Raw genomic sequence first — 22,315 nt, 5'->3', positions numbered from 1 at the left:
TGGTGTACCGCTGATCAACGACCACTCTGATGACGCTCACGCGGATGGTGTGCTCTGCGCAGCGAAATAAAGGAGGAGCGAAGCGGGGGACATTCGCGGAGCAGAGCACACCGTCGGCGTGGGCGTCGCCCTGAATGACCCGAACAGCAGCGCGTTACAGCGTCTTCGTCAACGTGACGATGAACCGGGCCTTGTTGGGCGAGTAGGTCTGCTTGCCAAACGTACCGAAGCCCAGGTCATACCCCGGGTTGCTCACCGACAGGTACGAACTCTGCTTGTTCGCCCCCTGCACCGAGCCCGCCAACGACAGGCCGTTGCCGAAGTCGTACGACGCGCCTACGTTGTAGTCCACATAGCTCTTGTAGCCCAGGCTGCGGATGTCGCTCGACATGTTCGTGTAGCCCACCGCTGCCTTCAGCGTCAGCTTCGGAACGATCTCCTTGCTGTAGGCCAGGTTCAGGTAGCCCGTGTTCGTGCCCTTCAGGCCCGAGCCGTTCTTGTTGCCTGCGTAGCCGAAATAGTCCTTCGACACCGTGTGCGAATACTTCAGCGTGAACGTGCCGATGGTCTCGTCGGTGTAGCCCGCGCTGCCGTACAGCTCCGTCGTGTTGCCCAGCGAATTGCCCGGGTAGATGTACGTCAGCGCACCCACGTCCATGTCGAGCGGACCGGCCTTGAACTTGTAGCCGCCGTAGATGTCGCTCTCGATGCTGTTGCCCTTGAGCCAGTTCACGCTGGAGTTCCAGTTGCCCACGTAGAAGCCGCTCTCGCCAAAGGCGTAGTCGAAGCCGCCCTGGATGGCGGGCTTGAAGCCCTTGGTCTTGGCGTAGTCGTTCTTGCCCAGCATGTCCTGGTCTTGCCCGCGGAACTTGTAGTTGCTGGTCAGTGCCACGTTGCCCGTGAGCTGCGCGCTCGCGAGCATCGGCACCGCGGCGAGGGTGGGAAGAACGAGCATCGGCAGGGCGATGCGAAGAAGGTGTTTCATCGAAAGAAATCGCTAACGAATGGAGGAGCCGGCAGCGTAGAAGGACGGGTCTAAAAGCCGCGTAAAAAATGAAGGCTGCGGCGCAAAAGTTTTGACTCGCCGCGCACCACGGCTTGAAGGCAGAATCGAACGCGCCCGCGCCATCGCACCGCGGATCACCCCTCTTTTCGCAAGAACACCGTGTCCCTCGAAATTGGTGAACATGACCGTCGGCTGGATGAATCGCTGCTGCGCTCGCTGCATGCGCTGTTGGCCGAGGCCAGCGTCTCGCAGGCGGCAGCGAAGCTGGGCGTGGCGCAGTCGGCGCTGAGCCGCCACCTCAAGGTGCTGCGCCAGTTGACTGGCGACGAGCTGCTCATCCGCATCGGCAATCGGATGGTGCTCACCGAAAGGGCGCAGGCCCTGGTTGCGCCCACCCGCCGGATCCTGGCCGACATGTCGCTGCTTACCTCGGAAGCCAAGCCCGTCGAGCCCGCCGAGCTTCGGCAGAGTTTTCGCATCGCGACTTACGACTTCCTGCCGCGGCGCTTCTTCGCGGACGTCGTCGAACGGGTGGCGCGGCAGGCGCCCGAGTGCGACGTGGTCGTGCGTGGCCTGGGCTCGCGCTTCGAACACTACCGCCAGCTCGCGGATGGCGAGGTCGACATGGTCATCACCATCTGGCCCGAACTGCCGGGCCACCTGCGCGCGGCCAGCCTGCTGACCGAGCCGATGGTGTGCCTGATGCGGCACGACCACCCGCTGGCGCGCGGACCGATGACGCTCGACGACTACCGGCGCGCGCGGCACCTGTCTTCGCTGGAGCACGTTCCCGGACAGGGCACGATCCTCGACGCGCAGCTCGCGGAGCTGGGCGTGTCGGTGCACACGACGATGCGTACCCAGTTCCTGGGCATGGCGCCCGCCATCCTGGCGCGCTCCGACCTCATCTTCTCCACCGGCCGGCTGCTGGCCGAAGACTTCGCCGAACAGTACCCGCTCGCGATCGTGCCGTTCCCCGCCAGGATCAAGCCGCACCGCTTCCGGCTGGTGTGGCACGAGCGCACGCACAAGAACCAGGCCATGAGCTGGATGCGTGGCGAGCTGATCGCCGCCGCGCGCGAACTGGCGCACCGTCCCAGGTCATGACAGCGGCGTCATAACCTGCTGCACATCGCAGCGCTGGGCGCCGGTGGCGGGCGTGGATAAGGTGGCGGCACACATTCCATCCGCCACTGTTGCCCATGTCCTACGCTGTTGCATCCGCCCCTGTCCCGCCGGACCTGCTGGCCCGCCTTCCCAAGGTCGACCTGCATTTCCACATGGCCGGCACCCTACGCCCGGCCACGCTCGCGCGGCTTGCGCGCAAGTACGACCTGCCCCTGCCCCGGCCCGTCGAGACGCTGTACACCTACCGCGACTTCTACGACTTCATCGACGTGCTGCGCATCGCCGCGCAGGCCGTGCGCACCAGCGCCGACTTCGAATGCGTGGCCTACGAAGCCGTGGAGGACGCGGCGCGCAGCAGCAACGCGCGCCATGTCGAGATGTCCTTCAACCCGCAGTACTTCATGCCCACCGCCGTTCCCTACCGGGTGCAGGTCGAGGGACTGACCGCAGGGCTGCGTGCCGCTCAACGCGACTTCGGCTGCTCCGGCCTGCTGATCGCTTCCTTCGACCGCGGCCTGCCGCTCGACAGTGCGGAGCGCGCCATGGACGACATCGTCGGCCTGCGCTCGGACCTCGTGGTCGGCGTGGGCCTGGACGGGCCCGAGCGCGAGGGCCCTCCCGCCAGTTTCGCGGCGCTCTTCCAGCGCGCCGGGCGCGCCGGCTTGCGCCGCACGGCCCATGTGTGCGAGGACAACCAGACGCTGGAAGAGGCACCGCCTTCCAATGTCGACGCGTGCATCGAGCACCTGGGCTGCGACCGGCTGGACCACGGCTACAACCTGCTCGCCAGCGAAGACGGGTTGCGCCGCGCGCGCGATCGCGGCGTGTACTTCTGCGTGTGCGGGGTCACGAGCGTGGTGAGGCGCCAGCGCCAGCGCATCGAAGGCGTGAAGCGCATGGTCGAAGCGGGCCTGCCCGTCACCCTCAACACCGACGACCCCGCGATGTTCCACACCGACCTCTCGCACTCCTACGCCACCGTGCTCGAAGGCTGCGGCTGGGGGTGGGCGCAGGCGCGTGCCTTCAGCCTGGCGGGCGTGGACGCGTGCTGGCTCGACGATTCGGCCAAGAAGGCCTTGCGCGCCCGGTTCGAGAGCGAGATTGCCCAGCTCGAAAGCACGCAGCCCGCGGCGCAATGACCTTCGCCTGAACCCCCACACCACCACCCGAAAGCAAGGAGCCGCAATGCAACCCGCAACTGCCGTACGAACCCACCGCCGCCAATGGCTCGCGGCACTCGCATTCGCCGCCCTCGCGGGAGTGGCGCCACCCGGCATGGCCGAAGGCGCATGGCCCGCCCGTGCCATCACGCTGATCGTGCCTTACGGCGCCGGTGGCAACGTGGACGTGATGGCGCGGTGGATCGGCCCCGAGCTGTCCACGCGGCTCGGGCAGCCGGTGGTCATCGAGAACGTCTCCGGCGCCGGCGGCGTCATCGGCACGGAGAAAGCGGTGCGCGCCAAGCCTGACGGCTACACGCTGCTGCTGTCGGTGGAAAGCACCATCGTCATCGCGAAGATGGTCACGCCGTCCACCGTTCGCTACGACGGGCTGGCCGACCTGATGCCCGTGACCTTGCTGGGTTCGCAGCCCCTGGCGCTGGTGGGCAAGCCGGCCATGCAGGCGAAGACCAGCGAGGCGCTCTATGCCGAGCTGAAGTCGGCGCCCGGCAAGTTCAGCTATGCGAGTTCCGGCGTGGGAACCTCGCTGCACCTGGGTGGCGAACTGCTCAAGCAGCAAGGCGGCATCGACATGGCCCACGTGCCCTATCGCACCGGCATGCAGATCGTGAACGATCTCAGCGGCAACCAGCTGGACCTGGCCGTGCTGCCCTTGTCCATGGTCATGCAACAGGCACGTGCCGGAAAGATGCGCGTGTACGGCGTGATGTCGGACAAGCCGTCCCCGGCCATGCCCGAGGCGCCACCGCTGGCCGGCGTGCCGGCCTGGCGCGGTGCGAACGTGTCGGTGTGGCAGGGCATCTTCGTGCCCAAGGGCACGCCGCCGCAGATCGTCGAGCAGCTCAATACCGCGCTGGGCCAGGTGCTGGCGAACCCCGGCGTGCGGAAGAACTTCGAGGACGGCGGCGTCACGCCGATCGGTGCCGGGCCGAAGGAGTTCGCGGCGTTCCTCAAGAACGAAGAAAGCAAGTTCGGCGCGATCGTCGCCAAGGGGAATATCAAGGCCGAATAGAGCCCGGAGTACGGCCCGAGCGGTTCAGCGTGGCGGACGCGCCGGCATCGTCATCGCGACCACCCCCGCCACCACGCACGCCAACCCCATCCACGCGGTCGGCGCCAGTGTCTCTCCCAGGAACACCACGCCGATCGTCACGCCGATGGGCACGCGCAGGTAGGCCTGCGCGGCGGTCGACATCGGCCCCAGCGTCTTGATGAGGCGAAAGTAGATGGTGAAGGCGAGGGCGGTCGACAGCACCGCCAGCGCCAACACCGCACCCATCGAAGCGGCCGAGGGCGCCAGCGTCCACGGCCTGTCGACCACGAGGCTCGCGGGCAGCAGCATCGCCGCGCCGCTCAGCAGCGAGCCGGCGGCCGGCACCATCGGGTCGAGCCCCTTGAACACGCGGCCGAACATCGCGGCGCAGCCGTAGCAGACGGCCGCTGCCACCAGCCCCAGTTGCGCGAGCAGCGAATGCCCGAGCCCGTTCAGCGCCTCGAAGCCGACGATCAGGCAGATGCCGGCCAGGCCCGCGCCCACGCCGAACAGGCGGCGCAGCGTGGGCTTCTCGGCACCGCCGAGCCCAAGCCCCAGGCCCAGCAGGAAGATGAAGATCGGCGAGGTCGAGTTGAGGATGGTCGCCAGCCCCGCGTCGACGCTGCGCTCGGCCCACGCGATGAGCGTGAACGGCAGCACGCTGTTCAGGCAGGCCTGCAGCAGGAAGCGGCGCCACATGGCGGGCTCGGTCGGCAGCTTCACGCCGCGCATGCGCAGCACGGCGAGCAGCAGCAGGCCGGCAACGAGCGTGCGCGCCGCGATCAGCGTGACCGGTGGAATGGTCGCGACGCCGATCTTGATGAAGGTGTACGAGGCGCCCCAGCAGGTGGCGAGCACCGCGAGCAGGGCCCATTCGAAAGCGGCGTGGGGAGCGGCCTTGCCTGCCGTGGCGAGCGGGGTGGGGGTGTGCATGGTGCGCCGATCATCGCGAGACCGGGCCCCTCACACTTCGGGCTGGAGCGAAGCGTGGATGCGCTCAGTGGTCGTGAGGATCGTGCGCGCCGTGCGGTCCGTGCGAGTGCCCACCCGCACGCGGCTTGCCGGCGCCGCCGTTCAGCAGGCTCGCCAGATCGACTTCCTGCTCGGCTGCCGCGCCCGCGATCACGCGCTGCTCCAGCTCGTCGAGATGCTCCAGCGCCACCGCCAGCGCGGTGGCCAGCGACTTGCCCACCAGCGCTTCGATGATCTGTTCGTGCTCGCGCGGCGCACAGCTCGCGGCCTCGGCCGAGTCGTAGAGCGCCTTGTACAGCTCGGTGTTCGAAATCAGCCGCCGGATGTACGACAGCAGTTCGTCGCTGCCCGCCATCTGCGCCAGCAGCAGGTGAAAGTCGCCGGCCAGGCGAATCGCATCTTCGCGGCGGCCTTCCTTGAACGCCTTCTGCTCCGCCTGCACGTGTTTGCGCAGCGCGGCCACCTGGTCGCGCGCGAGCTGGCCAAACAGCGTGGTGATGAGCCCGGCCTCGACGATGCGGCGCGCGCGGTAGATGCCGCGCATGTCGTCGATGGACGGGTTGGGCACGAAGGCGCCCCGGTTGTGTTCCAGGTCCAGCCGCTTTTCGGAGCCCAGCCGCGCCAGTGCCTTGCGCACCGCGCCGCGCGTGCAGCCCAGCGCCTCGGCCAGCGCGCGTTCGCGCAGCGGCGTGCCGGGGCGCAGCTTGCCGCTCAGCAGCGCCTTCGACACCGCCGCGTACACGCGCTCGTCCACGTTGGCGTCGTCCTGTTCCTCGACGGCGGCAGCGGGCTTGGCGGTGGGGGCGGTGGCGGTGGAGCGGCGTGTGGCGGAGGGCATGGGCGGGCAGTGCGAGCGATGCAGTAGGGCGCTTTCGGGGCCGTGGGGCGTCTGGATTATTGCCTGCGCCCCGTCGTGGCCTGTCGAGCCGTGGGGTCTAGGGGAAAGCCCCCGGATTGACGCAACCCGGCCGGCTCCGTACCATTCGCGCCGTTTGGTTAACCAAAATAAATGTGTATGGTTAACCAAAATTAACGTAATTTCAACCCAAACTGAAATCGAGGCTCCCGATGAAATCCGTCAAATGGCTGGCCGCGCTGCCGGTCGCCGCTTTCTTCAGTGGTGGGTGGCTCTCGGCCATTGCGCCCACTTTCGTGCTCGGCATGCCCTTCCTGATGGTGTGGAACGTCAGCTGGCTGGTGCTGACCTCGCTGATCATGGTGGTCATCGACCGCGCCGAAGGCGACCTCGATGCCGCCGACGCTGCAGCTGCTGCCGCCACCACCACCGGAGGCGCGCGATGAACGCCGCGCTGGGCGTGATCGCGCTGTTCGTCGTCGGCGCGCTGGGCCTCGCGGTGCTGGCGCGCCGCGGCCGCACCATGAGCCTGGAGCAATGGGCGCTCGGCGGGCGCGGGCTGGGCGCCATCATGGTGTTCCTGCTGATGGCGGGCGAATCGTTCTCCACCTTCACCTTCCTGGGCGCCAGCGGCTGGTCTTACAGCAAGGGCTCGCCAGCCTTCTACATCCTGGCCTACGGCGGGCTGGCGTACCTCATGGCCTTCTGGATGCTGCCGGCCATCTGGCGCTACGCCACCGCGCACAAGCTGGTGTCGTTCTCGGACTTCTTCGCCCACAAGTACAACAGCCGCCCGCTCGGCGTGCTGGTGTCGGTGGTCGCGCTCATGGGCATGGTGGCGCTGCTCACCATCCAGCTGCGCGGGCTCGGCATCATCGTGTCCGAAGCGTCGTACGGCTCCATCGCGCCGCCGGTCGCCATCTGGATCGGCACCGTGGTCATGGTGTCGTACATCCTGTTCTCGGGCATCCACGGCTCGGCCAGCATCGCCATCGTGAAAGACGTGCTGATCCTGGTGCTGGCCGTGTTCCTCGGCATCTACCTGCCGTGGCACTACTACGGCGGCGTCACGCCCATGTTCTCGGCCATCCACGCGGCCAACCCCACGTTCTTCGAGTTCCCGAAGGAAGGGCTCAACCTCACCTGGTACAACTCGACCATCCTGCTCACGGCGCTGGGCTACTACCTGTACCCGTTCAACCTCACGTCGGTGTATGCGGCCAAGAGCGCCAGCGCGGTGCGGCGCAACACCATCCTGATGCCGCTGTACCAGGTGGTCATCGCCTTCCTGTTCCTGGTCGGCTTCGCGGCCATCCTGCAGGTGCCGGGCCTGAAGGGCGCCGAGGTCGACCTGGCGCTGTTCGGGCTGGTCAAGCACACCTTCGATCCGTGGTTCGTCGGCGTCATCGGCGGCACGGGCGTGCTCACCGCGCTGGTGCCGGGCTCGATGATCCTGCTGACCGCCTCCACCGTGATCGGCAAGAACGTCTACAAGGAAGGCTTTGCCCACAACGCCACCGACAAGCAGGTGTCGCGCGTGGCGCGCGGCGTGCTGCCGGTGTTCGCGCTGGTGGCGGTGTACTTCGTGCTGCGCGGCGGCGCGACCATCGTGTCGGTCGCCATCTTCGCGTCGAGCCTGCTCACGCAACTGCTGCCTTCGCTGCTGTTCAGCCTCATGAGGAAGCCCTTCGGCAACAAGCATGCGGCCTTCGCGGGCATCCTCGCGGGCGGCGCGGTGCTGGCCTTCATGATGACCACCAGTTCCAACCTGGGTACGCTGTTCCCGGCCGCACCGATGGTCTTCAAGTCGCTCAACATCGGGCTGGTGGCGCTGGCGACCAATGCGCTGGTGTTCGTGGTGGTGGCGCTGTTCACGCCGCGCATCGTGCCGCGCGGTGTTTCGGCGCAGCCCGCCTGATGCGATGCCCCACTTCAACGAACGGATTTTCCCGATGCCTTCGCTCCTGATTCGCAACGTGCGCCCCATGGGCGCCTCCCCGGTCGACGTGCTCGTGCAAGACGGCCGCATCGCCGCCGTGGGCGCCGCGCTGCCGGCACCGGCCGATGCCGCGGTGGAAGACGGCCGCGGCGCCTTGCTGCTGCCCGGCCTGGTCGAAGGCCACACCCACCTCGACAAGACGATGTGGGGCATGGACTGGTACCGCAATGAAGTCGGTGTGAACCTCATCGACAAGATCGAGAACGAGCGCGCCTTCCGCCACACGAGCGGGCACGACGCCGCCGCGCAATCGCTGGTGCTGGCCAAGGCCTTCCTGGCGCTCGGCACCACGCGCCTGCGCACGCACGTCGATGTCGACACGCAGGCCGGCCTGCGCCACCTCGAAGGCACCGTGCGCACGCGCGAGGCGCTGCGCGACGTGCAGCAGATTCAGATCGTCGCGTTTCCCCAGTCGGGCTTGCTGGTGCGGCCGGGCACCTTCGACCTGCTGCACGATGCCATGGCGCAGGGCGCCGACGTGCTGGGCGGGCTCGACCCCTGCGCCATCGACGGCGACCCGGTGCGCTCGCTCGACATGCTGTTCGCCATTGCCGGCAAGTACGGCTGCCCCGTCGACATTCACCTGCACGAGCCCGGCGCCATGGGCGCGTTTTCGCTCGGCCTGATCCTGGAGCGCACCGAGGCGCTGGGGCTGCACGGCAAGGTCGCCATCAGCCACGGCTTCTGCTTGGGCGACGTGACCGAGCGCGAGCGCGACGCATTGCTCGCGCGCATGGCGAAGCTGGGCATGGTGCTCATCACCAGCGCGCCGCCTTCGCGCACCGTGCCGCCGCTCATGGCCTGCCGGCAGGCCGGCGTGACCGTGCTCGGCGGCAACGACGGCATCCGCGACACCTGGTCGCCGTACGGCAACCCCGACATGCTCGAGCGCGCCATGCTCATCGGCATGCGCTACAACCTGCGCCGCGACGACGAGATCGAAGTGGCGCTCGACACCGTCACGCATGCCGGCGCGCGCGGCTGCGGCTTCGAGGCCTACGGGCTCGACGTCGGCTGCCGCGCCGACCTGGTGCTGGTCGATGCGCAAACGCCCGCGCAGGCCGTGGTCTCGCGGCCCGTGCGCCAGTTGGTGGTGGCGGGCGGCCGCATCGTGGCGCGCCAGGGCCTGCTGCAGGCCGACGTGGCCGCCTTGTGACGGCGGCGGTGCGCGGCCACCCCCGCCGTGCTGAAGGCGGCGTGGCCTTCGCTTTCGTGATCGTGCTCGTCGCGCTGAACCTGCGCGCCTTTCTCACGTCGAGCAGCCCCTTGCTCGAGCCCATCCGGCAGGCGACGGGCATCGGCTTTCATGCGGTGGCGCTGCTCACCGTGCTGCCCATGTTCGCGATGGGCGCGATGTCCTTGTGCGGCGCGGCCGTGGGGCAACGCATCGGCGCGCGTGGCGGCATCGCGCTCGGCCTCGGCGCCATCGGCTTCGCTTGCGCCAGCCGCTATGTGGCGGGCGGCGCGGCGGCCTTGCTGTGGAGCGCCGCGCTCGCGGGCGCCGGCGTCGGGCTGGTGCAGGCGCTGATGCCGGGCGTCGTCAAGCAGGCCTACCCCGCGCGCATCGGCGTGATGACGGGGCTGTACTCGGCCGCCATCATGGGCGGCGGCGGACTCGGCGCCATGGCCAGCCCGTGGGTCGCGCACGCGCTGGGCGGCGCGCAGGCCGACTGGCATGCGGGCCTGGCGATGTGGGCCGTGCTGGCCGCGGTGGCGCTGCTGTCGTGGCTGGGTTTGCGGCGTGAAGTTCCAGACGGCAAGACATCGGCAGCAAACACCGCGCCGCGCCAGAACCTCTCGTGGCTGCGCTGCTTTCGCAGCCCGCGCGCATGGCTGCTGGCCGTGTGCTTCGGCCTCATCAATGGCGGCTACACCAGCCTCGTCGCGTGGCTGCCGCACTTCTACGCGCAGCAGGGGTGGACCGCGCAAGAAGGCGGCTCCGTGCTCGCACTGATGACGGCCGCGCAGGTCGTCGCCGCGCTCGCCATGCCCGCGTTGGCGCGCAGCTTTGGCCGCGACCTGCGGCCGTGGCTCGCTCTCACGCTGGTCGCGCAGCTTGCCGGCTTTGCGGCACTGATGTTCGCGCTGCCCGTGTCCGCCGCCGGCGTGGCGATCGTGCTCGGCTTCGGCCTTGGCGGCGCCTTCGCGCTGTGCATGGTGCTGGCGCTCGACCACCTGCCCGACCCGGCGCAGGCCGGCGCGCTGGCGGGCTTCATGCAAGGCTTCGGCTTCATGATCGCGGCGCTCGCGCCTTTCGTTACCGGTTGGGTGCGCGAGCAGACGGGCGGCTTCACGCACGCGTGGGCCTACCTTGCCGCCGTGGTCGTCGTGCTGTTGCCGCTGATGCTGCGCTTCGATCCGCGCCGCTACGCCGTGGTGACCGCCGGCCTGTTCGATTCGCCGCGCGCCGTGCCCTCAACCGCCGTGCCTTCCGTTCTAGACAACGCAAGAAAGGTTTGACCTCATGTCCACATACAAGCAGGAATTCATGCAGCGCGCGCTCGCGCTGTCCGCCCAGGCGCTGCGGGTGCCCGGCACCGAGCCCTTCGGCGCTGTCGTCGTCAAGGACGGCGTGATCGTCGGCGAAGGCTTCAACCATTCGGTGGCCCACCACGACCCGACCTCGCACGGCGAGGTCGAGGCCATTCGCGATGCCTGCCGCAAGCTGGGCACCGTCAATCTGTCGGGCTGCGAGCTCTACACGTCGTGCGAGCCCTGCGCCATGTGCGCGGCGGCCATGCACATCGCGGGCATCGCCAGGCTGTACTACGCGGCGTCGCTCGCGCAGTCGGGTGAAGCGTTCAAGGGCGTGACCGTGGCGGCGCGGCACCCCATCGACGTGGAGGCGCTGCGCATCGAGGCGGGCGCGCCGTTCGGGCAACGCAGCCTGCCCGCCGAGCAGAAGCTGGCCGGCGATGCCGTGCAGATTCTTTCGGACTGGGCCGCGACGCGCCGCGCTGCTTGATGAAATGAAGCGACTGGCGGCTGTTCAGCCGCCGCGCCCGCTTGTTCGCTGTCGGCGCCGGCACCCACGCTTTCTGCGGTCGCGGCTGACACGGGCATGACGCAAGCGGTGCAACCATCGGGGTCAACTTTTCAATACTTGGAGGAACACCCGATGAACAAGACCCTGATCGCACTCGCCACTTCGCTCACGCTGCTCGCAGCCGGCACTGGCACCGCCTACGCCCAGCTGGGCAAGGCCGCATCCGATGCGACCGATGCCGCGCAGCACAAGATCGACGAGAAGCAGGCCGACAGCAAGGCCAAGAAGAGCGGCCCGGTCGGCAAGGCGGTCAACAACGTCAAGTCGGGTTATCACAAGAACCGCGCGAAGAGCTCGGCGCAGAAGGCCAAGCAGGCATTGAAGGATGCGGGCTGAAACTGGCTTAGCGATCGAAAGCGAGCTGGCTGATCTGCGGCTCGCTGAGCCTGTAGCCGAGGCGCTCGACAACTCTCTTCGCACCAAGGCCTTCGTAGAAGGCGATGCCCCTGTCGTTCGATGCCTTCACGGGCCAGTCGATGCGGTGGCAACCGTGCTCGAGGGAATACCGTGCCACCCACGCCATGAGCGCCTTGCCGGCGCCATGGCTCCTGGCAGCCGAGCGCACATAGAGCTCCTTCAACTGGCAATGCCTGCGCGTGTCGGGCGCGAAATCGACCAGCGAATAGACCAGCGAGATGGCGGCCAGCCCGACCACCGCGCCGTCGTCGCCCGAAGCCACGACCAGCCGTTGCGACGACTCAGGCGCCAGGAGATTCAGGCGCAGGTGTTCGCGCACCGCATCGCGCGAGGCGACCGCGCCTTCGTTGTAGAACGCGTGCAGTTCGCACAGCAGTTCGGTCAGCGATTCGTGCTGTGTTTCATCGACCAGTTGAACGCGCAGCGTCATCAGAAAAACTCCCGCAAGACCGGGTTGGCTTGGTACAGCGGCGCTACCAGCTTCGCGTTTTCATCGATGACCGCCATGTCGTGCGCATGATGAAGCTTGTCGTGAACCTTGATGTGGGGAGGCAGCGTCCACGTCTTTCCCGCGAGCGTCTGCAACGTGGACGCCAGTGCCGCGGAGATCAACACCGTCAGCCCGTCGTAGCTCTCACCCTCCGCGATCTGTGAATGCAGATGCGGAAACTCCGGGCTCACCAACGAAAAGCCGCACCCGAATTTCGGCACGAGAAAGTGCTCCGTCAGAAGGTCCGGCTCGGCGTAGTGCGACCAAAGGCTTTTCGGCAGCACCACATAGAGCGTGTTCGACCAGTACGGCTCGAACTGCACCGTCGACAAATGCTCGACATAGAAACGCTTGCCTTGCAGATACACCCCTTTGAACGCCGCGTTCTGCGGCTGGGTGAACACTTTGCCGGTGCCGTAGCCGCGCCATGTTTCTTCGACAACATCGAGAAAGGCGTTGTTGAAGTAGACCGGGAACATGACGTGATCGAGTTGCAGCTGCATCGGCTTCGCCCTTGTTGATTGATCTGCGGGTTCGCGCTACCGCCGCACATTCACCACCGTGGCCTGCATCAACGCGACCACCTTGTAGTCCTCACCGCCTGCCAAGGAAAACGCCCGCACTTCCCCCGTGCACACCGCAAGCAGCTTGCCCGCGCTCTGCACCCGCCCGATGGCCAGAAAGCGTTCGCCGATGGCCGGCCGCACGAAGTTGATCTTGAATTCCGCCGTGACCACTTCGAAATCCGCCGGCGCTTTCGTCAGCGCCGCATAGCCGCATGCACTGTCGACCACGCTGGTGATCGCGCCTGCGTGCACGTACCCGAGCTGTTGCGACAGCGCTGTCGAAAACGGCAGCTCGATATGAACCTCGCCATCTGCCACCAGCGCGATCGTTGCGCCCAGGGTTTTCATCAGGCCCTGCGCATCGAAGCTGTTTGCGATGCGCGTGTGGGTGTCGTTCGTCGTCGGCGTTGGCATAAGAAGGATTGGCTGGCTCGTTGAGGCTCGGGATAATCAGGTTTCTACCACCCCGGGGACCCCATGAAAGCCTTCGCGCCGACCACCGCAGCCTTGCTCCTGGCCGCCTCGGCGCTGGTGATGCCGCTGGCGCATGGGCAGTCCACGCAGAAGCCCGCCTACGACGGCCCGCTGTTCGACACGCACCTGCACTACAACCAGGAAGCGTGGGACGGCAACACCGGGCCGTACCCGCCGGCCGAAGCGCTCGCGCGCATGCAGCGCAATGGCGTCAAGGCGATCGTTGCCAATTCACGGCCCAACGCGGGCACGCAGACGCTGGCCGCGTCACGCGAGACCCGCGCGGCGGGCGTGACGGTGGTGCCCTTCGTGCGCCTGTACCGCAACCGCGACGACTACAGCAACTGGTTCCGCGACGAGACCATCCACGACATGGTGCTGGCCGAACTGGCGCGCGGCACGCCGAGCGGGCCGTACCGCGGGCTGGGGGAATTTCACCTGTACGACAGCGCCAATGCCAACGGACCGGTGGCGAAGAAACTGATTGCGCTGGCCGAGCGGCAGAAGCTCGCGGTGCTGGCGCACGTCGACGACGTGGCCATCGACCTGCTGATGGCCAACGCGCCATCGAAGGGCCAAAGCCTGCGCCTCATCTGGGCCCACACCGGCATCGGCGGCGCGCCCATCGGGCGGGTGCAGGCGCTGCTGGAGCGCTACCCGCTGCTGATGGGCGAACTCTCTTACCGGCCGGGGCTGACCTGCGACGGCGGCTCGCTGTGCCCCGAGTGGCGCGCGCTCATCCTCAAGTACCCGGAGCGCTTCATGGTCGGCTCCGACACCTGGGTCAACCAGCGCTGGAGCGCCTACGACGACATCATGCGCGGCTACCGCACGTGGCTCGGCGACCTGCCGTCCGACGTGGCGCAGCGCATTGCCTGGGGCAATGCCGCTGCGCTGTTCGGCATGCGCTGAACGGGGGCTACCGGTCTGCGTCGTTCCGCCTCGCGCTTTCCCGTGCGCGGACCACGGTGGTCGTCTCGCCGGCAAAGCCCCAGTTGTCGGTGTCGATCTCGTCGATCACCACGTGCGTGAGCTCCGGCTTCTTGCCGAGCACGCGCTGCAGCGTGTCGGTGATCTCCGCGATGACGGTGGCTTTCTGCTCGCGCGTGACGCCGTCGCGGGTGATGCGAACGTTGACGTAAGGCATGGTGTTCTCCTTGCGCCTGGGGTTCAGAAGTTGCCGGCCGCCGCGGCGCCGTCGACCGCCAGCACCGCGCCGCTGGTGAAGCCCGCGTTCACCAGGTAGAGCACCGCATCGGCGATTTCATCGACCGTGCCCAGGCGGCCGGTGGGCTGCAACGTCTTCAGGAACGCATGCGATTCGGCAGGGTGCATCGGGCTGTCGATGATGCCGGGCGCCACCGCGTTCACGCGCACGCCGTGCGGCGCCAGTTCGAGCGCCAGCGCGCGCGTGGCCGCGTTGAGTCCGCCCTTGAGCAGCACCGCCATGAAGGCCGGCACATTGCTGCGCGGCTGCAGCGCGATCGACGCCGTGATGTTCACGATGGCGCCCGAGCCGCGCGCCACCATCTGACGCGCCGCTGCCTGCGACGCGAAGATGGTGCCCTTCACGTTGATCGCAATCTGCTCTTCGATTTCTTCGGGCGTGAACGCCACGAAGGGCTTGGGCAGGAACACGCCCGCGTTGTTGACCAGCGCATCGACGGCGCCGAAGCGCGCCACCGCATGGTCGACCAGCGCCTGCGCGGTGCGCGGGTCGGCAATGTCGCCGGCCACGCCGCTGAAGCGGTCGCCGGCGCCGAGCTGGCGCGCGGCGTCGAGCAGCCGCGCGTCGTTGCGCGCGTTGCCGACCACGTTCCAGCCTTCGGCCAGCAGGCGGCGCGCAATGGCAAAGCCGATGCCGCTGCTGGCGCCGGTCACGATGGCGGTCTTGCCGCCGATGGGTTTCTGCACAGTCATGGTCCATTTCCTTCCGGTTCATCGGGCCGCAACATGCGGCGCCGTCGTGGAAGGAAGTTTGGATTCGACCGGCCGAAGAGTGAATAGCCGCGATACGGCGAACACTCTTCCTCAGTTCGAGCGAATCAGCTTCTCTTGGGCTTGGGCGTTGCCTTGGATGCCGGCTTGCTCCGGGATGTGCACACCTCGCACCACTGCGCGAAACCCGCGCGCAACTTCGGCAGCGCAAAGTCGACGAAGGCCCGCACCTTCGGCACCGACAGCCGCCCATGCGGCACCACCAGGTGCACCGGCAGCGGCGCGATCTCGTCATCGGGCAGGATGATGCGCAGCCGCCCATCGGCCACCTCGTCCGCCACGTGGTACGAGAACGAACGCAGCACGCCGCGCCCTTCGACCGCCGACGCCACCGCCGCGCGCAGGCTGTTGACGATGAAGCGCGGCGCGAACTGCACCGTGCGCGGCATCGCCGAGCCCGAAGAACCCGCAGCAGCGCCGCTCTGTTGCGGAAAGCTCCACGAGTCGATGCCGAAATGCGTCATGGCCACCACCTGGTGCTCTGCAATGTCCGACGGCTGCGTGATGCGCGGGTGCCGCGCCAGGTAGCGCGGCGACGCCGTGGTCACGCGGCGCACCTCGCCCACGGGCAGCGCCACCAGCGTCGAGTCGGGCAGGTGGGCAATGCGCAACGCCACGTCGATGCCTTCGTCGATCAGGTTGGCCGGCCGGTCGAGCAGGTGCAGGCGCACCGACACCGTCGGGTGCGCGTTCATGAACTCGTCGAGGATCGGCCTCAGCAGGCTCTCGCCGACCGCGACCGCCGCCGTGACCGTCAGGCGGCCGCGCGGTGCCGAGCGTTCGCCCGCGGCCGCCATGTCGGCTTCTTCAAGGTCGGTGAGGATGCGACGGCACGCGACCGCATAGCGCTCGCCCGCCTCGCTCAGCCGTATGGAGCGCGTCGTGCGGTGCAGTAGCTCGGTGCCCACGTGCGTTTCGAGGAACGCGATGGCGCGGCTTACCGCGGCGGGCGACTTGCCCAGTTTGCGGCCCGCCCCGGCCAGGCTGCCTTCGGCCAGCGCCGCGACAAAGACCTTCATGGCGTCGATGCGGTCCACGATTCTTCCTTGTTCCGAAATACTGAATGCCCAAGCATAGGGATTCACTCGCAACGCGGCAATCCATAGCATCGGATCATCGATTCGCCGGAGACCCCCGATGTCCGCCGCCCCACGCATCGCCGCCGCCAGGGTGGCTGCCCCCGCGCCACCGTGGCGCGCGATTCTTGCGGGCTTCTGCGCCACGCTCGTCGGGCTCGGCCTGGCCCGCTTCGCCTACACGCCGCTGCTGCCGGCCATCATCGATGCGCACTGGTTCAGCGCCTCCGCCGCGACTTACCTCGGCGCGGCCAATCTCGTGGGCTACCTGATCGGCGCCTTGATCGGCGGGCCCATGTCGGCGCGCTGGCCGGGCCGCGCGGTGCTTCGCGCCATGATGCTGGCCACGGCCGTTTCGCTGCTCGCCTGCGCGTGGCCCATCGACTTTGCGTGGTTCTTCGGCTGGCGCATCGTCTCCGGCATTTCCGGCGGCGCGCTGATGGTGCTGGCCGCCCCTGCCGTGCTGGCGCACGTGCCGCCCCAGCAGCGCGGGCTTGCGAGCGGAATGATCTTCGCGGGCATCGGCCTCGGCATTGCGGCATCGGGCACGCTGGTGCCGCTGCTGCTGCGCCAGGGGTTGGCGGCCACGTGGATCGGGCTGGCCGCGCTCGCGTTGCTGCTCACCGTCGTGGCGTGGCACAACTGGCCCGCCTCGGCACCGGCCCAGCCTGCCAGCCAAGCGCACACCGCCGCAGCGCGCCCGCCCGTCGCCAGGGGCGCTTTGCGTGCGCTGACCCTCTCGTATGCGCTGAACGCGGTGTGCCTTGTGCCGCACATGATCTTTCTCGTCGACTTCGTGGCGCGCGGGCTCGGGCAGGGCCTTGCGGTCGGTGCGCAGTACTGGGTGGTGTTCGGCCTGGGCGCCATCGTCGGCCCCGTGCTCAGCGGCTACCTGGCCGACCGCGTCGGCTTCGGTGCCGCGCTGCGCATTGCCTTCGCCGTGCAGGCGGTGGCGCTGGCTTTGCCTGCTGTCGGCCTCATCGGGCATGGCGGGCTCATCGTTTCAAGCGCGGTGGTCGGCGCCTTCACGCCGGGCATCGTGCCGCTGGTGCTGGGCCGCGTGCAGGAGCTGCTGGCGCACCACCCGTCGATGCAGAAGGCCGCCTGGAGCCACGCGACCACCGGCTTCGCCGTGTTGCAGGCCAGTGCGGCCTACGGCATGTCGTGGCTGCTCGGGCATTCGGGTGGTAACTATGCGTTGCTCTTCGCACTGGGCGGTGGCGCCATCGTGTTGGCACTGCTTACAGACCTTGTTGCGAGCAGGCTGCATCGCACACAGTGAGCCGGTGTGTCGCACTTACACTGCGGCCATGAAAAGCACAGGGGAAGTCCAACGCAGCCTGCAGCCCGTGGTGGAGCTCCGGGCAGACGGCGCATCTTTTGCCTACTCCGTGCGCGCACCCCGCTCCAAGGGCGTGATACCGCCCAGCTCCTACCAGGACCGCGGCTTTGCCACGCTTCCTGATTGCCTGCGCGATGTGGCGAAGGCGCTGGGTGGCGATTTCAAGCGCGTCTACGTGCGGCTCGACGGCTACTGCGTCGGCGAGCGCGACATCGCCGAGTTGCGCGAGGCACCCGAGGCCGTCGCGATCGCGTTGCAGTCGGCATGCGATGCGCAGGTTCCCGCGCTGCAACCTGCCGCGGTTGAAGCCGCCGCCGCCGCAGCAGCAGCCGTTGTTGTCGCCCCCGTCGAGGCGGAACGTCAGATTGCTGCCGGCTGAGCGCTGCCCGACGCAGCGCACACCCGCGGGCGCGGCCGGCTCATCGCGCCACCACCTCGCGCAGCGTGCCGGCCATGCGCACGAACTCGTGCCCGGCCGTCGTGTAGTACGAGCGCGAGTGGCCGCCTTCGAAGTCGTCGACGTGCACCACCGTGCCCTTGTCGGCCTCTTGCCATGAGAGCGCATACAGCCCAGTGCCCAGCGCCTCCGCCTCGTAGTGCACCTCGGCCGTCGCGCCCTTGAAGGGGCCGGCCGTGACTTCGTAGCGCATCGTCTTGCCGTCGGCCGCGTAGATGTTCAGCGCGGTCATCGTCTCGCCATAGCGCACTTCGAAAGTGCGGCCGGCGAACGGCGGCAGTGGCTTGTTGTTGTCGTCGTCGTCATCGTTCATGGCTTGGCCCTCGCGTCGATGGCTCGCTCAGTCCCAGGCCGGCGACAGGCCGGCCGGGTCGGTGAGCCGCTCGTCGCGGTCGAGCGCGGCCATCTGCGCCATTTCGGCATCGCTCAGCTTCAGCTGCTGCGCTTTCAGGTTGCCTTCGAGGTTCGCGCGCTTCGTCGACGACGGAATCACCGCGTAGCCCAGTTGCATCGCCCAGGCCAGCGTGACCTGCGCCGTCGTTGCGTTGTGCGCCTTGGCAATCGCCTCGATCACCGGGTCGGCGATCACCTTGCCGTAGGCCAGCGTCATGTACGAAGTGATGTGGATGCCCTGGCTCTTTGCGAACTCCGCCACCTTGCGGTTCTGCAGGTACGGGTGCAGCTCGATCTGGTTGGTGGCGATGTTTTCCGCGCCCACCGCCGCGATGGCTTCCTTCATCAGTGCGATGTTGAAGTTCGACACGCCGATGTGCTTGGTCAGCCCCAGCGTCTTGGCCTCGGCCAGCGCGCCCATGAACTCGGCCACAGGCACTGCGTTGCCCGGCGAGGGCCAGTGGATCAGCGTCAGGTCGACATGGTCTGTGCGCAGCTTGGCGAGGCTGTCTTTCAGGCTCGGCACCAGCTTGTCTTTCGCGTAGTTGTCGGTCCAGATCTTGGTCGTGATGAACAGGTCTTTGCGCGCCACGCCGCTTTCGGCAATGGCCTGGCCCACCTCGGCTTCATTGCCGTAGATCTGCGCCGTGTCGATCACGCGGTAGCCCACGTCGAGGCCGTTCTTTACCGAGTCGATCACCACCTGGCCCTTGAGGCGGAAGGTGCCGAGGCCGAAGGCGGGGATGGTCGTGTCGTTGATGTCGTTGATGTCGTTGTTCGTTGCCATGATGTTGTTTGTCCTTGTGCGTTGAAATTGAATGAATGAGGAAATGAAGAAGGCTTCGATCAGTGGCTGACCGGCATCGGACCCGAGGCCCGCGCCGGGATGCCGGCACGGCGGTCCAGCGTGCCGCTCCAGTGCGTCAGGCCCAGCGACACCAGCACCACCAGTGCGCCGATCCATGGCGTGTGCATCAGGCCCAGGTGCGTCACGATCAGGCCGCCGGCCCAGGCTGCCAGCGCAATGCCCAGGTTGAAGGCCGCGATGTTCAGGCCCGAGGCCACGTCCACCGCCTGCGGCGTGAAGCGTTCGGCCTGCTTCACCACATACACCTGCAGGCCCGGCACGTTGCCGAATGCGACCGCGCCCCACATCAGCACCGCCACCAGCGCCAGCCACTTGTGCGGTGCCGCGAAGTTGAACACCAGCAGCACGGCGGCCAGCAGCGCGAAGATGATCTTCAGCGCGGGAATCGGCCCCATGCGGTCGGCCAGCTTGCCGCCCCAGATGTTGCCCACCGCCACCGACACGCCATACACCAGCATCACCCAGCCCACCGAGCCGGCGCTGAAGCCCGACACGTCCGTCAGGATCGGCGCAAGGAACGTGAACGGAATGAACGAGCCGCCGTAGCCGATGGCAGTCTTGGCATACACCAGCAACAGGCGCGGCTCGGCCAGCACCTTGGCTTGCTGCGCGAGCGAGGCGGGCGGCGTGTGGCGGATGTTGTTGGGAATGAAGATCCAGCTGCCGATGAAGGCGATGACGCCCAGCGCGGACACAGCCAGGAAGGTTTCGCGCCAGCCGAAGTGCTGGCCGATGAACGTGCCCAGCGGCACACCCGTGACCAGCGCCACCGTGAGCCCGGTGAACATGATCGCGATGGCGCTCGCGGCCTTTTCCTTCGGCACCAGGCCCGTGGCGATGGTCGAGCCGATAGAGAAGAACACGCCGTGCGCCAGGCCCGTGAGGATGCGGGCGGCCACCAGCGATTCATAGCTCGGTGCCTTCCACGCCAGCAGGTTGCCGAGCGTGAAGAGCGCCATCAGCCCGAGCAGCAGCGCCTTGCGCGGCAGCTTGCCCGTGAGGGCCGTGAGCACCGGCGCGCCGATGGCGACGCCCAGTGCGTAGAGGCTGACGAGAAGGCCGGCCGAGGGAAGGCCGATGCCCAGGTCAGCAGCGACCGTGGGGATGAGGCCAACGATGACGAATTCGGTCGTCCCGATGGCGAAGGCGCTGAGGGTCAGCGCGAGTAAGGCGATTGGCATGAAGCACTCCTGAGGGGATGGGAGGAGTGTCTTGCGGATACCTTTGCGGATAAATGGGGTTTTAGGAACAATATATTTGTCTGACAGTCAATAATTTGTGCGAGCCTATTCGGTGGGAAATCACAGGGAGTCTCCCGTTGTCCGGCTTGGAGTGCCTGGGAAAATAGACCGGCGGAGTGGTACCTCGTTTTCTCAACTGTCCCCTTTGTCCACAAGGAAAAACCGCTCTCTTTAGGCGCGATAATCCTGTATAAACTTGCACTGAAACCACTAAAGAAGTCGTCGTTTTCAAGTGAAAATGGATTGAGACGATTTGTGCAATCGGTTGTCGGTTTTTGCTGTCTGGAAATTGGAGGTTCTAGCTGTGCATAAAAATCCAGGGCTGCTCCCATGATTGACGTTTCCAATAGCGCACTTCTTAGCGTTGATGTGCTGATTGATGCCAACAGGGTTTTCTCTTCGCCGAAGATAATTACGCCGGGGGAGCTGCATGCCATCAATTCCTTGATCGAAGCAGCTGCGTTTCATGAGCGAATCTATATCTACGAGCTGCCAACCGGAGAGCAGATTGGGTTTGGGGATCTTTTCAATTGGGGGTTGATTCATCCGACGGGAGTGGCTCGCGAGTGCGAAGAGCTGCTGACGAGGATTGGGCTAGAGGACCTGTCTGTTGAAATTCTGATAGATAGAACCTGGCTCAACACGCATGTGAGCTACAACATTGATCGGTTGGCTGATGAACTTCAGACATTGATCGAATATGAGAAAACCTTCGGTTTTGCTCGCATGTCGCGCATCATGGATTCGAACAATTTGGATACGGCGTACTTGCTTGGCCGAAGTGCAGATTTTTCACGCTCCGATATGGATACCTTGGATGCCTCCTATCGTCGAATGCGCGCAATGGGTAATGTGGCAACGGAATTGGGGCTGCACTTGTACACCGGGCTGCTGAGCCGGCCATTTACCTTGGAATACATCGGCGAAAAACGCAAGGCCGCATTGAAGTTGTTCGAAAGCTTGTCGACTGAATTCGATGATTGGGATGACAGTGACATTCCTGAGTGGCGTCGTATAAAAATGCCGGCTTTGACTCAAACAGTTCTTAAGAACTGCAAGGACAGTCCGGGCGCGTTTTGCAATGAGCTCATGCGAATAAGAAAAGATCTAACTGGATTTCGTCAAACAATCACCGATCAAGCAATAGAGTTGCGTAACGCGAAAACCCGTGGCGCAAAAAGGAAAATCAGAATGGAGACCGATAAAGCGCTATCGGCGGCGATGGAAAAGATGGAGAGCACAGATCGTCTTTCGCACACGCTCTGGGATACCTTGAAAAATCCTGTAGCGGCTCACATCAAGGTCGGAGATCGGCTTGTCCAGAAGGACAAGTTGAATCAGGCGGTGGGAAAAGCTCATGGGCTTACGGACTTGTATGCAATGTTTCGAGACGCTCCAACGGTCGAACAGAATGCAATGCTCATAAAAAAGGTCTTCAATATCGAGTGTGACTATCAGCAATGGAACAGCGTGCATAAATTAGCCAGTGATCTCGAAACACTCATGCGACGAGATGTGGAGCCCGATCTCCCAACCCTGTCGCAACGATCTTCTTGATGATCGTCGGCGCAGGGAACTGGACCTTGCTCGCGTTTGAACGCCCCGCTCACAATGCGCTCGTTTTCTTCGCCTGCGGGCCTTGGCCAGGCTCGGTTGAGTCAGTACCAATGCCCTTGGGGATGTTTTTCCTTAAAAAATCCCTTGCGGGCACGGCGCGGCAGTGCTCGCGAACGAACTGCCGTGGCGTAGCTGCGCCGTGCGGGTATTTGGGC

Annotated in this window: 25 protein-coding genes; 13 read left to right on the top strand and 12 right to left on the bottom strand. The window is 66.3% G+C overall.

Features of this window, described 5'->3' with window-relative positions:
- Positions 1-154 precede the first annotated feature (154 nt).
- The gene (locus DBV14_RS11855) at positions 155-985 is read right to left on the bottom strand and encodes a TorF family putative porin (protein ID WP_124459385.1); all 831 of its coding nucleotides are present in this window, start codon (positions 983-985) and stop codon (positions 155-157) included.
- Between the two features lie 180 nt (positions 986-1,165).
- Here DBV14_RS11855 and DBV14_RS11850 point away from each other — a divergent pair, with 180 nt between their 5' ends.
- From DBV14_RS11850 to DBV14_RS11840, 3 genes are all read left to right on the top strand, one after another.
- Positions 1,166-2,113: a LysR family transcriptional regulator gene (locus tag DBV14_RS11850; RefSeq protein WP_124459384.1), complete on the top strand. Its 948-nt coding sequence runs from the start codon at positions 1,166-1,168 to the stop codon at positions 2,111-2,113.
- Between the two features lie 95 nt (positions 2,114-2,208).
- Positions 2,209-3,273 carry an adenosine deaminase gene (gene add / locus DBV14_RS11845; RefSeq protein WP_124459383.1) on the top strand — a complete coding sequence of 355 codons (1,065 nt, stop codon included), beginning with the start codon at positions 2,209-2,211 and terminating at the stop codon, positions 3,271-3,273.
- 46 nt (positions 3,274-3,319) lie between these two features.
- Complete coding sequence (locus DBV14_RS11840; RefSeq protein WP_124459382.1) at positions 3,320-4,327, top strand: tripartite tricarboxylate transporter substrate binding protein; 1,008 nt, start codon at positions 3,320-3,322, stop codon at positions 4,325-4,327.
- Positions 4,328-4,351: 24 nt separating this feature from the next.
- On the opposite strand, the gene DBV14_RS11835 is transcribed toward DBV14_RS11840, so the two are convergent.
- Both DBV14_RS11835 and DBV14_RS11830 read right to left on the bottom strand, forming a co-directional pair.
- Positions 4,352-5,281 (bottom strand): DMT family transporter, encoded by a 930-nt coding sequence (locus tag DBV14_RS11835; protein WP_185546001.1) that lies wholly within the window; start codon positions 5,279-5,281, stop codon positions 4,352-4,354.
- Positions 5,282-5,345: 64 nt separating this feature from the next.
- A complete protein-coding gene (locus tag DBV14_RS11830; RefSeq protein WP_124459381.1) occupies positions 5,346-6,158 on the bottom strand; it encodes a GntR family transcriptional regulator in 813 nt (270 codons plus the stop codon).
- 230 nt (positions 6,159-6,388) lie between these two features.
- Here DBV14_RS11830 and DBV14_RS11825 point away from each other — a divergent pair, with 230 nt between their 5' ends.
- The 6 genes from DBV14_RS11825 to DBV14_RS11800 all read left to right on the top strand — a co-directional run bounded on the left by DBV14_RS11825 (position 6,389) and on the right by DBV14_RS11800 (position 11,557).
- Positions 6,389-6,622 carry a DUF3311 domain-containing protein gene (locus tag DBV14_RS11825; protein ID WP_124459380.1) on the top strand — a complete coding sequence of 78 codons (234 nt, stop codon included), beginning with the start codon at positions 6,389-6,391 and terminating at the stop codon, positions 6,620-6,622.
- Positions 6,619-8,094, top strand: coding sequence for a sodium:solute symporter (locus tag DBV14_RS11820; protein WP_124459379.1), 1,476 nt, complete (start codon positions 6,619-6,621; stop codon positions 8,092-8,094). Before DBV14_RS11825 ends, DBV14_RS11820 begins: the two co-directional genes overlap by 4 nt.
- Positions 8,095-8,128: 34 nt before the next feature.
- Positions 8,129-9,331 carry an amidohydrolase family protein gene (locus tag DBV14_RS11815; RefSeq protein ID WP_124459378.1) on the top strand — a complete coding sequence of 401 codons (1,203 nt, stop codon included), beginning with the start codon at positions 8,129-8,131 and terminating at the stop codon, positions 9,329-9,331.
- A 41-nt stretch (positions 9,332-9,372) separates the two neighbouring features.
- Positions 9,373-10,635 (top strand): cyanate transporter, encoded by a 1,263-nt coding sequence (locus tag DBV14_RS11810; RefSeq protein ID WP_260396997.1) that lies wholly within the window; start codon positions 9,373-9,375, stop codon positions 10,633-10,635.
- 4 nt (positions 10,636-10,639) lie between these two features.
- Positions 10,640-11,140 (top strand): nucleoside deaminase, encoded by a 501-nt coding sequence (locus DBV14_RS11805; protein WP_124459376.1) that lies wholly within the window; start codon positions 10,640-10,642, stop codon positions 11,138-11,140.
- A gap of 153 nt (positions 11,141-11,293) precedes the next feature.
- Entirely contained in the window at positions 11,294-11,557 is a 264-nt protein-coding gene (locus DBV14_RS11800) for a hypothetical protein (RefSeq protein ID WP_124459375.1), read from the top strand.
- Between the two features lie 7 nt (positions 11,558-11,564).
- Here DBV14_RS11800 and DBV14_RS11795 read toward each other — a convergent pair whose 3' ends face one another.
- The 3 genes from DBV14_RS11795 to DBV14_RS11785 are packed head-to-tail and all read right to left on the bottom strand — an operon-like array spanning position 11,565 to position 13,108.
- On the bottom strand, positions 11,565-12,068 hold the full coding sequence (locus DBV14_RS11795; protein ID WP_185546000.1) for a GNAT family N-acetyltransferase: 504 nt from the start codon (positions 12,066-12,068) through the stop codon (positions 11,565-11,567).
- A complete protein-coding gene (locus tag DBV14_RS11790; protein ID WP_124459374.1) occupies positions 12,068-12,631 on the bottom strand; it encodes a hypothetical protein in 564 nt (187 codons plus the stop codon). The genes DBV14_RS11795 and DBV14_RS11790 overlap by 1 nt, the downstream gene beginning before the upstream one ends.
- A gap of 36 nt (positions 12,632-12,667) precedes the next feature.
- Positions 12,668-13,108 carry a PaaI family thioesterase gene (locus tag DBV14_RS11785; protein ID WP_124459373.1) on the bottom strand — a complete coding sequence of 147 codons (441 nt, stop codon included), beginning with the start codon at positions 13,106-13,108 and terminating at the stop codon, positions 12,668-12,670.
- A 120-nt stretch (positions 13,109-13,228) separates the two neighbouring features.
- Here DBV14_RS11785 and DBV14_RS11780 point away from each other — a divergent pair, with 120 nt between their 5' ends.
- Positions 13,229-14,080, top strand: a complete 852-nt coding sequence (locus tag DBV14_RS11780) for an amidohydrolase family protein (protein WP_260396998.1) — start codon at positions 13,229-13,231, stop codon at positions 14,078-14,080.
- Between the two features lie 7 nt (positions 14,081-14,087).
- On the opposite strand, the gene DBV14_RS11775 is transcribed toward DBV14_RS11780, so the two are convergent.
- The 3 genes from DBV14_RS11775 to DBV14_RS11765 all read right to left on the bottom strand — a co-directional run bounded on the left by DBV14_RS11775 (position 14,088) and on the right by DBV14_RS11765 (position 16,203).
- On the bottom strand, positions 14,088-14,315 hold the full coding sequence (locus tag DBV14_RS11775) for a 4-oxalocrotonate tautomerase family protein (protein WP_124459371.1): 228 nt from the start codon (positions 14,313-14,315) through the stop codon (positions 14,088-14,090).
- Between the two features lie 23 nt (positions 14,316-14,338).
- Entirely contained in the window at positions 14,339-15,088 is a 750-nt protein-coding gene (locus DBV14_RS11770) for an SDR family NAD(P)-dependent oxidoreductase (protein ID WP_124459370.1), read from the bottom strand.
- 125 nt (positions 15,089-15,213) lie between these two features.
- Positions 15,214-16,203, bottom strand: a complete 990-nt coding sequence (locus DBV14_RS11765) for a LysR family transcriptional regulator (RefSeq protein ID WP_124459369.1) — start codon at positions 16,201-16,203, stop codon at positions 15,214-15,216.
- A 100-nt stretch (positions 16,204-16,303) separates the two neighbouring features.
- On the opposite strand from DBV14_RS11765, the gene DBV14_RS11760 reads away from it, so the two are divergent.
- On the top strand, positions 16,304-17,524 hold the full coding sequence (locus DBV14_RS11760) for a YbfB/YjiJ family MFS transporter (protein ID WP_124459368.1): 1,221 nt from the start codon (positions 16,304-16,306) through the stop codon (positions 17,522-17,524).
- 28 nt (positions 17,525-17,552) lie between these two features.
- The gene (locus DBV14_RS11755) at positions 17,553-17,963 is read left to right on the top strand and encodes a hypothetical protein (protein ID WP_260396996.1); all 411 of its coding nucleotides are present in this window, start codon (positions 17,553-17,555) and stop codon (positions 17,961-17,963) included.
- A 40-nt stretch (positions 17,964-18,003) separates the two neighbouring features.
- Here the strand turns inward: DBV14_RS11755 and DBV14_RS11750 are convergent, their stop codons facing one another.
- Genes DBV14_RS11750 through DBV14_RS11740 form a run of 3 tightly spaced genes read right to left on the bottom strand, consistent with a single transcriptional unit; the run spans position 18,004 to position 20,483 of the window.
- Entirely contained in the window at positions 18,004-18,354 is a 351-nt protein-coding gene (locus DBV14_RS11750) for an adenylate cyclase (RefSeq protein WP_124459367.1), read from the bottom strand.
- A 27-nt stretch (positions 18,355-18,381) separates the two neighbouring features.
- On the bottom strand, positions 18,382-19,221 hold the full coding sequence (gene dkgB, locus DBV14_RS11745) for a 2,5-didehydrogluconate reductase DkgB (RefSeq protein WP_124459366.1): 840 nt from the start codon (positions 19,219-19,221) through the stop codon (positions 18,382-18,384).
- A 59-nt stretch (positions 19,222-19,280) separates the two neighbouring features.
- Positions 19,281-20,483 carry an MFS transporter gene (locus DBV14_RS11740; RefSeq protein WP_124459365.1) on the bottom strand — a complete coding sequence of 401 codons (1,203 nt, stop codon included), beginning with the start codon at positions 20,481-20,483 and terminating at the stop codon, positions 19,281-19,283.
- A gap of 390 nt (positions 20,484-20,873) precedes the next feature.
- On the opposite strand from DBV14_RS11740, the gene DBV14_RS11735 reads away from it, so the two are divergent.
- Positions 20,874-22,100 carry a hypothetical protein gene (locus DBV14_RS11735; protein WP_124459364.1) on the top strand — a complete coding sequence of 409 codons (1,227 nt, stop codon included), beginning with the start codon at positions 20,874-20,876 and terminating at the stop codon, positions 22,098-22,100.
- The last annotated feature ends 215 nt before the right edge of the window (positions 22,101-22,315 follow it).

Origin of the sequence: Variovorax sp. KBW07, from assembly GCF_003852515.1 — a bacterium.
In the GTDB taxonomy this organism is placed as follows: Bacteria; Pseudomonadota; Gammaproteobacteria; order Burkholderiales; family Burkholderiaceae_C; genus Variovorax.
Note: the sequence above shows the minus strand (reverse complement) of the source record. Positions and strands in the feature narration are given on the sequence as shown.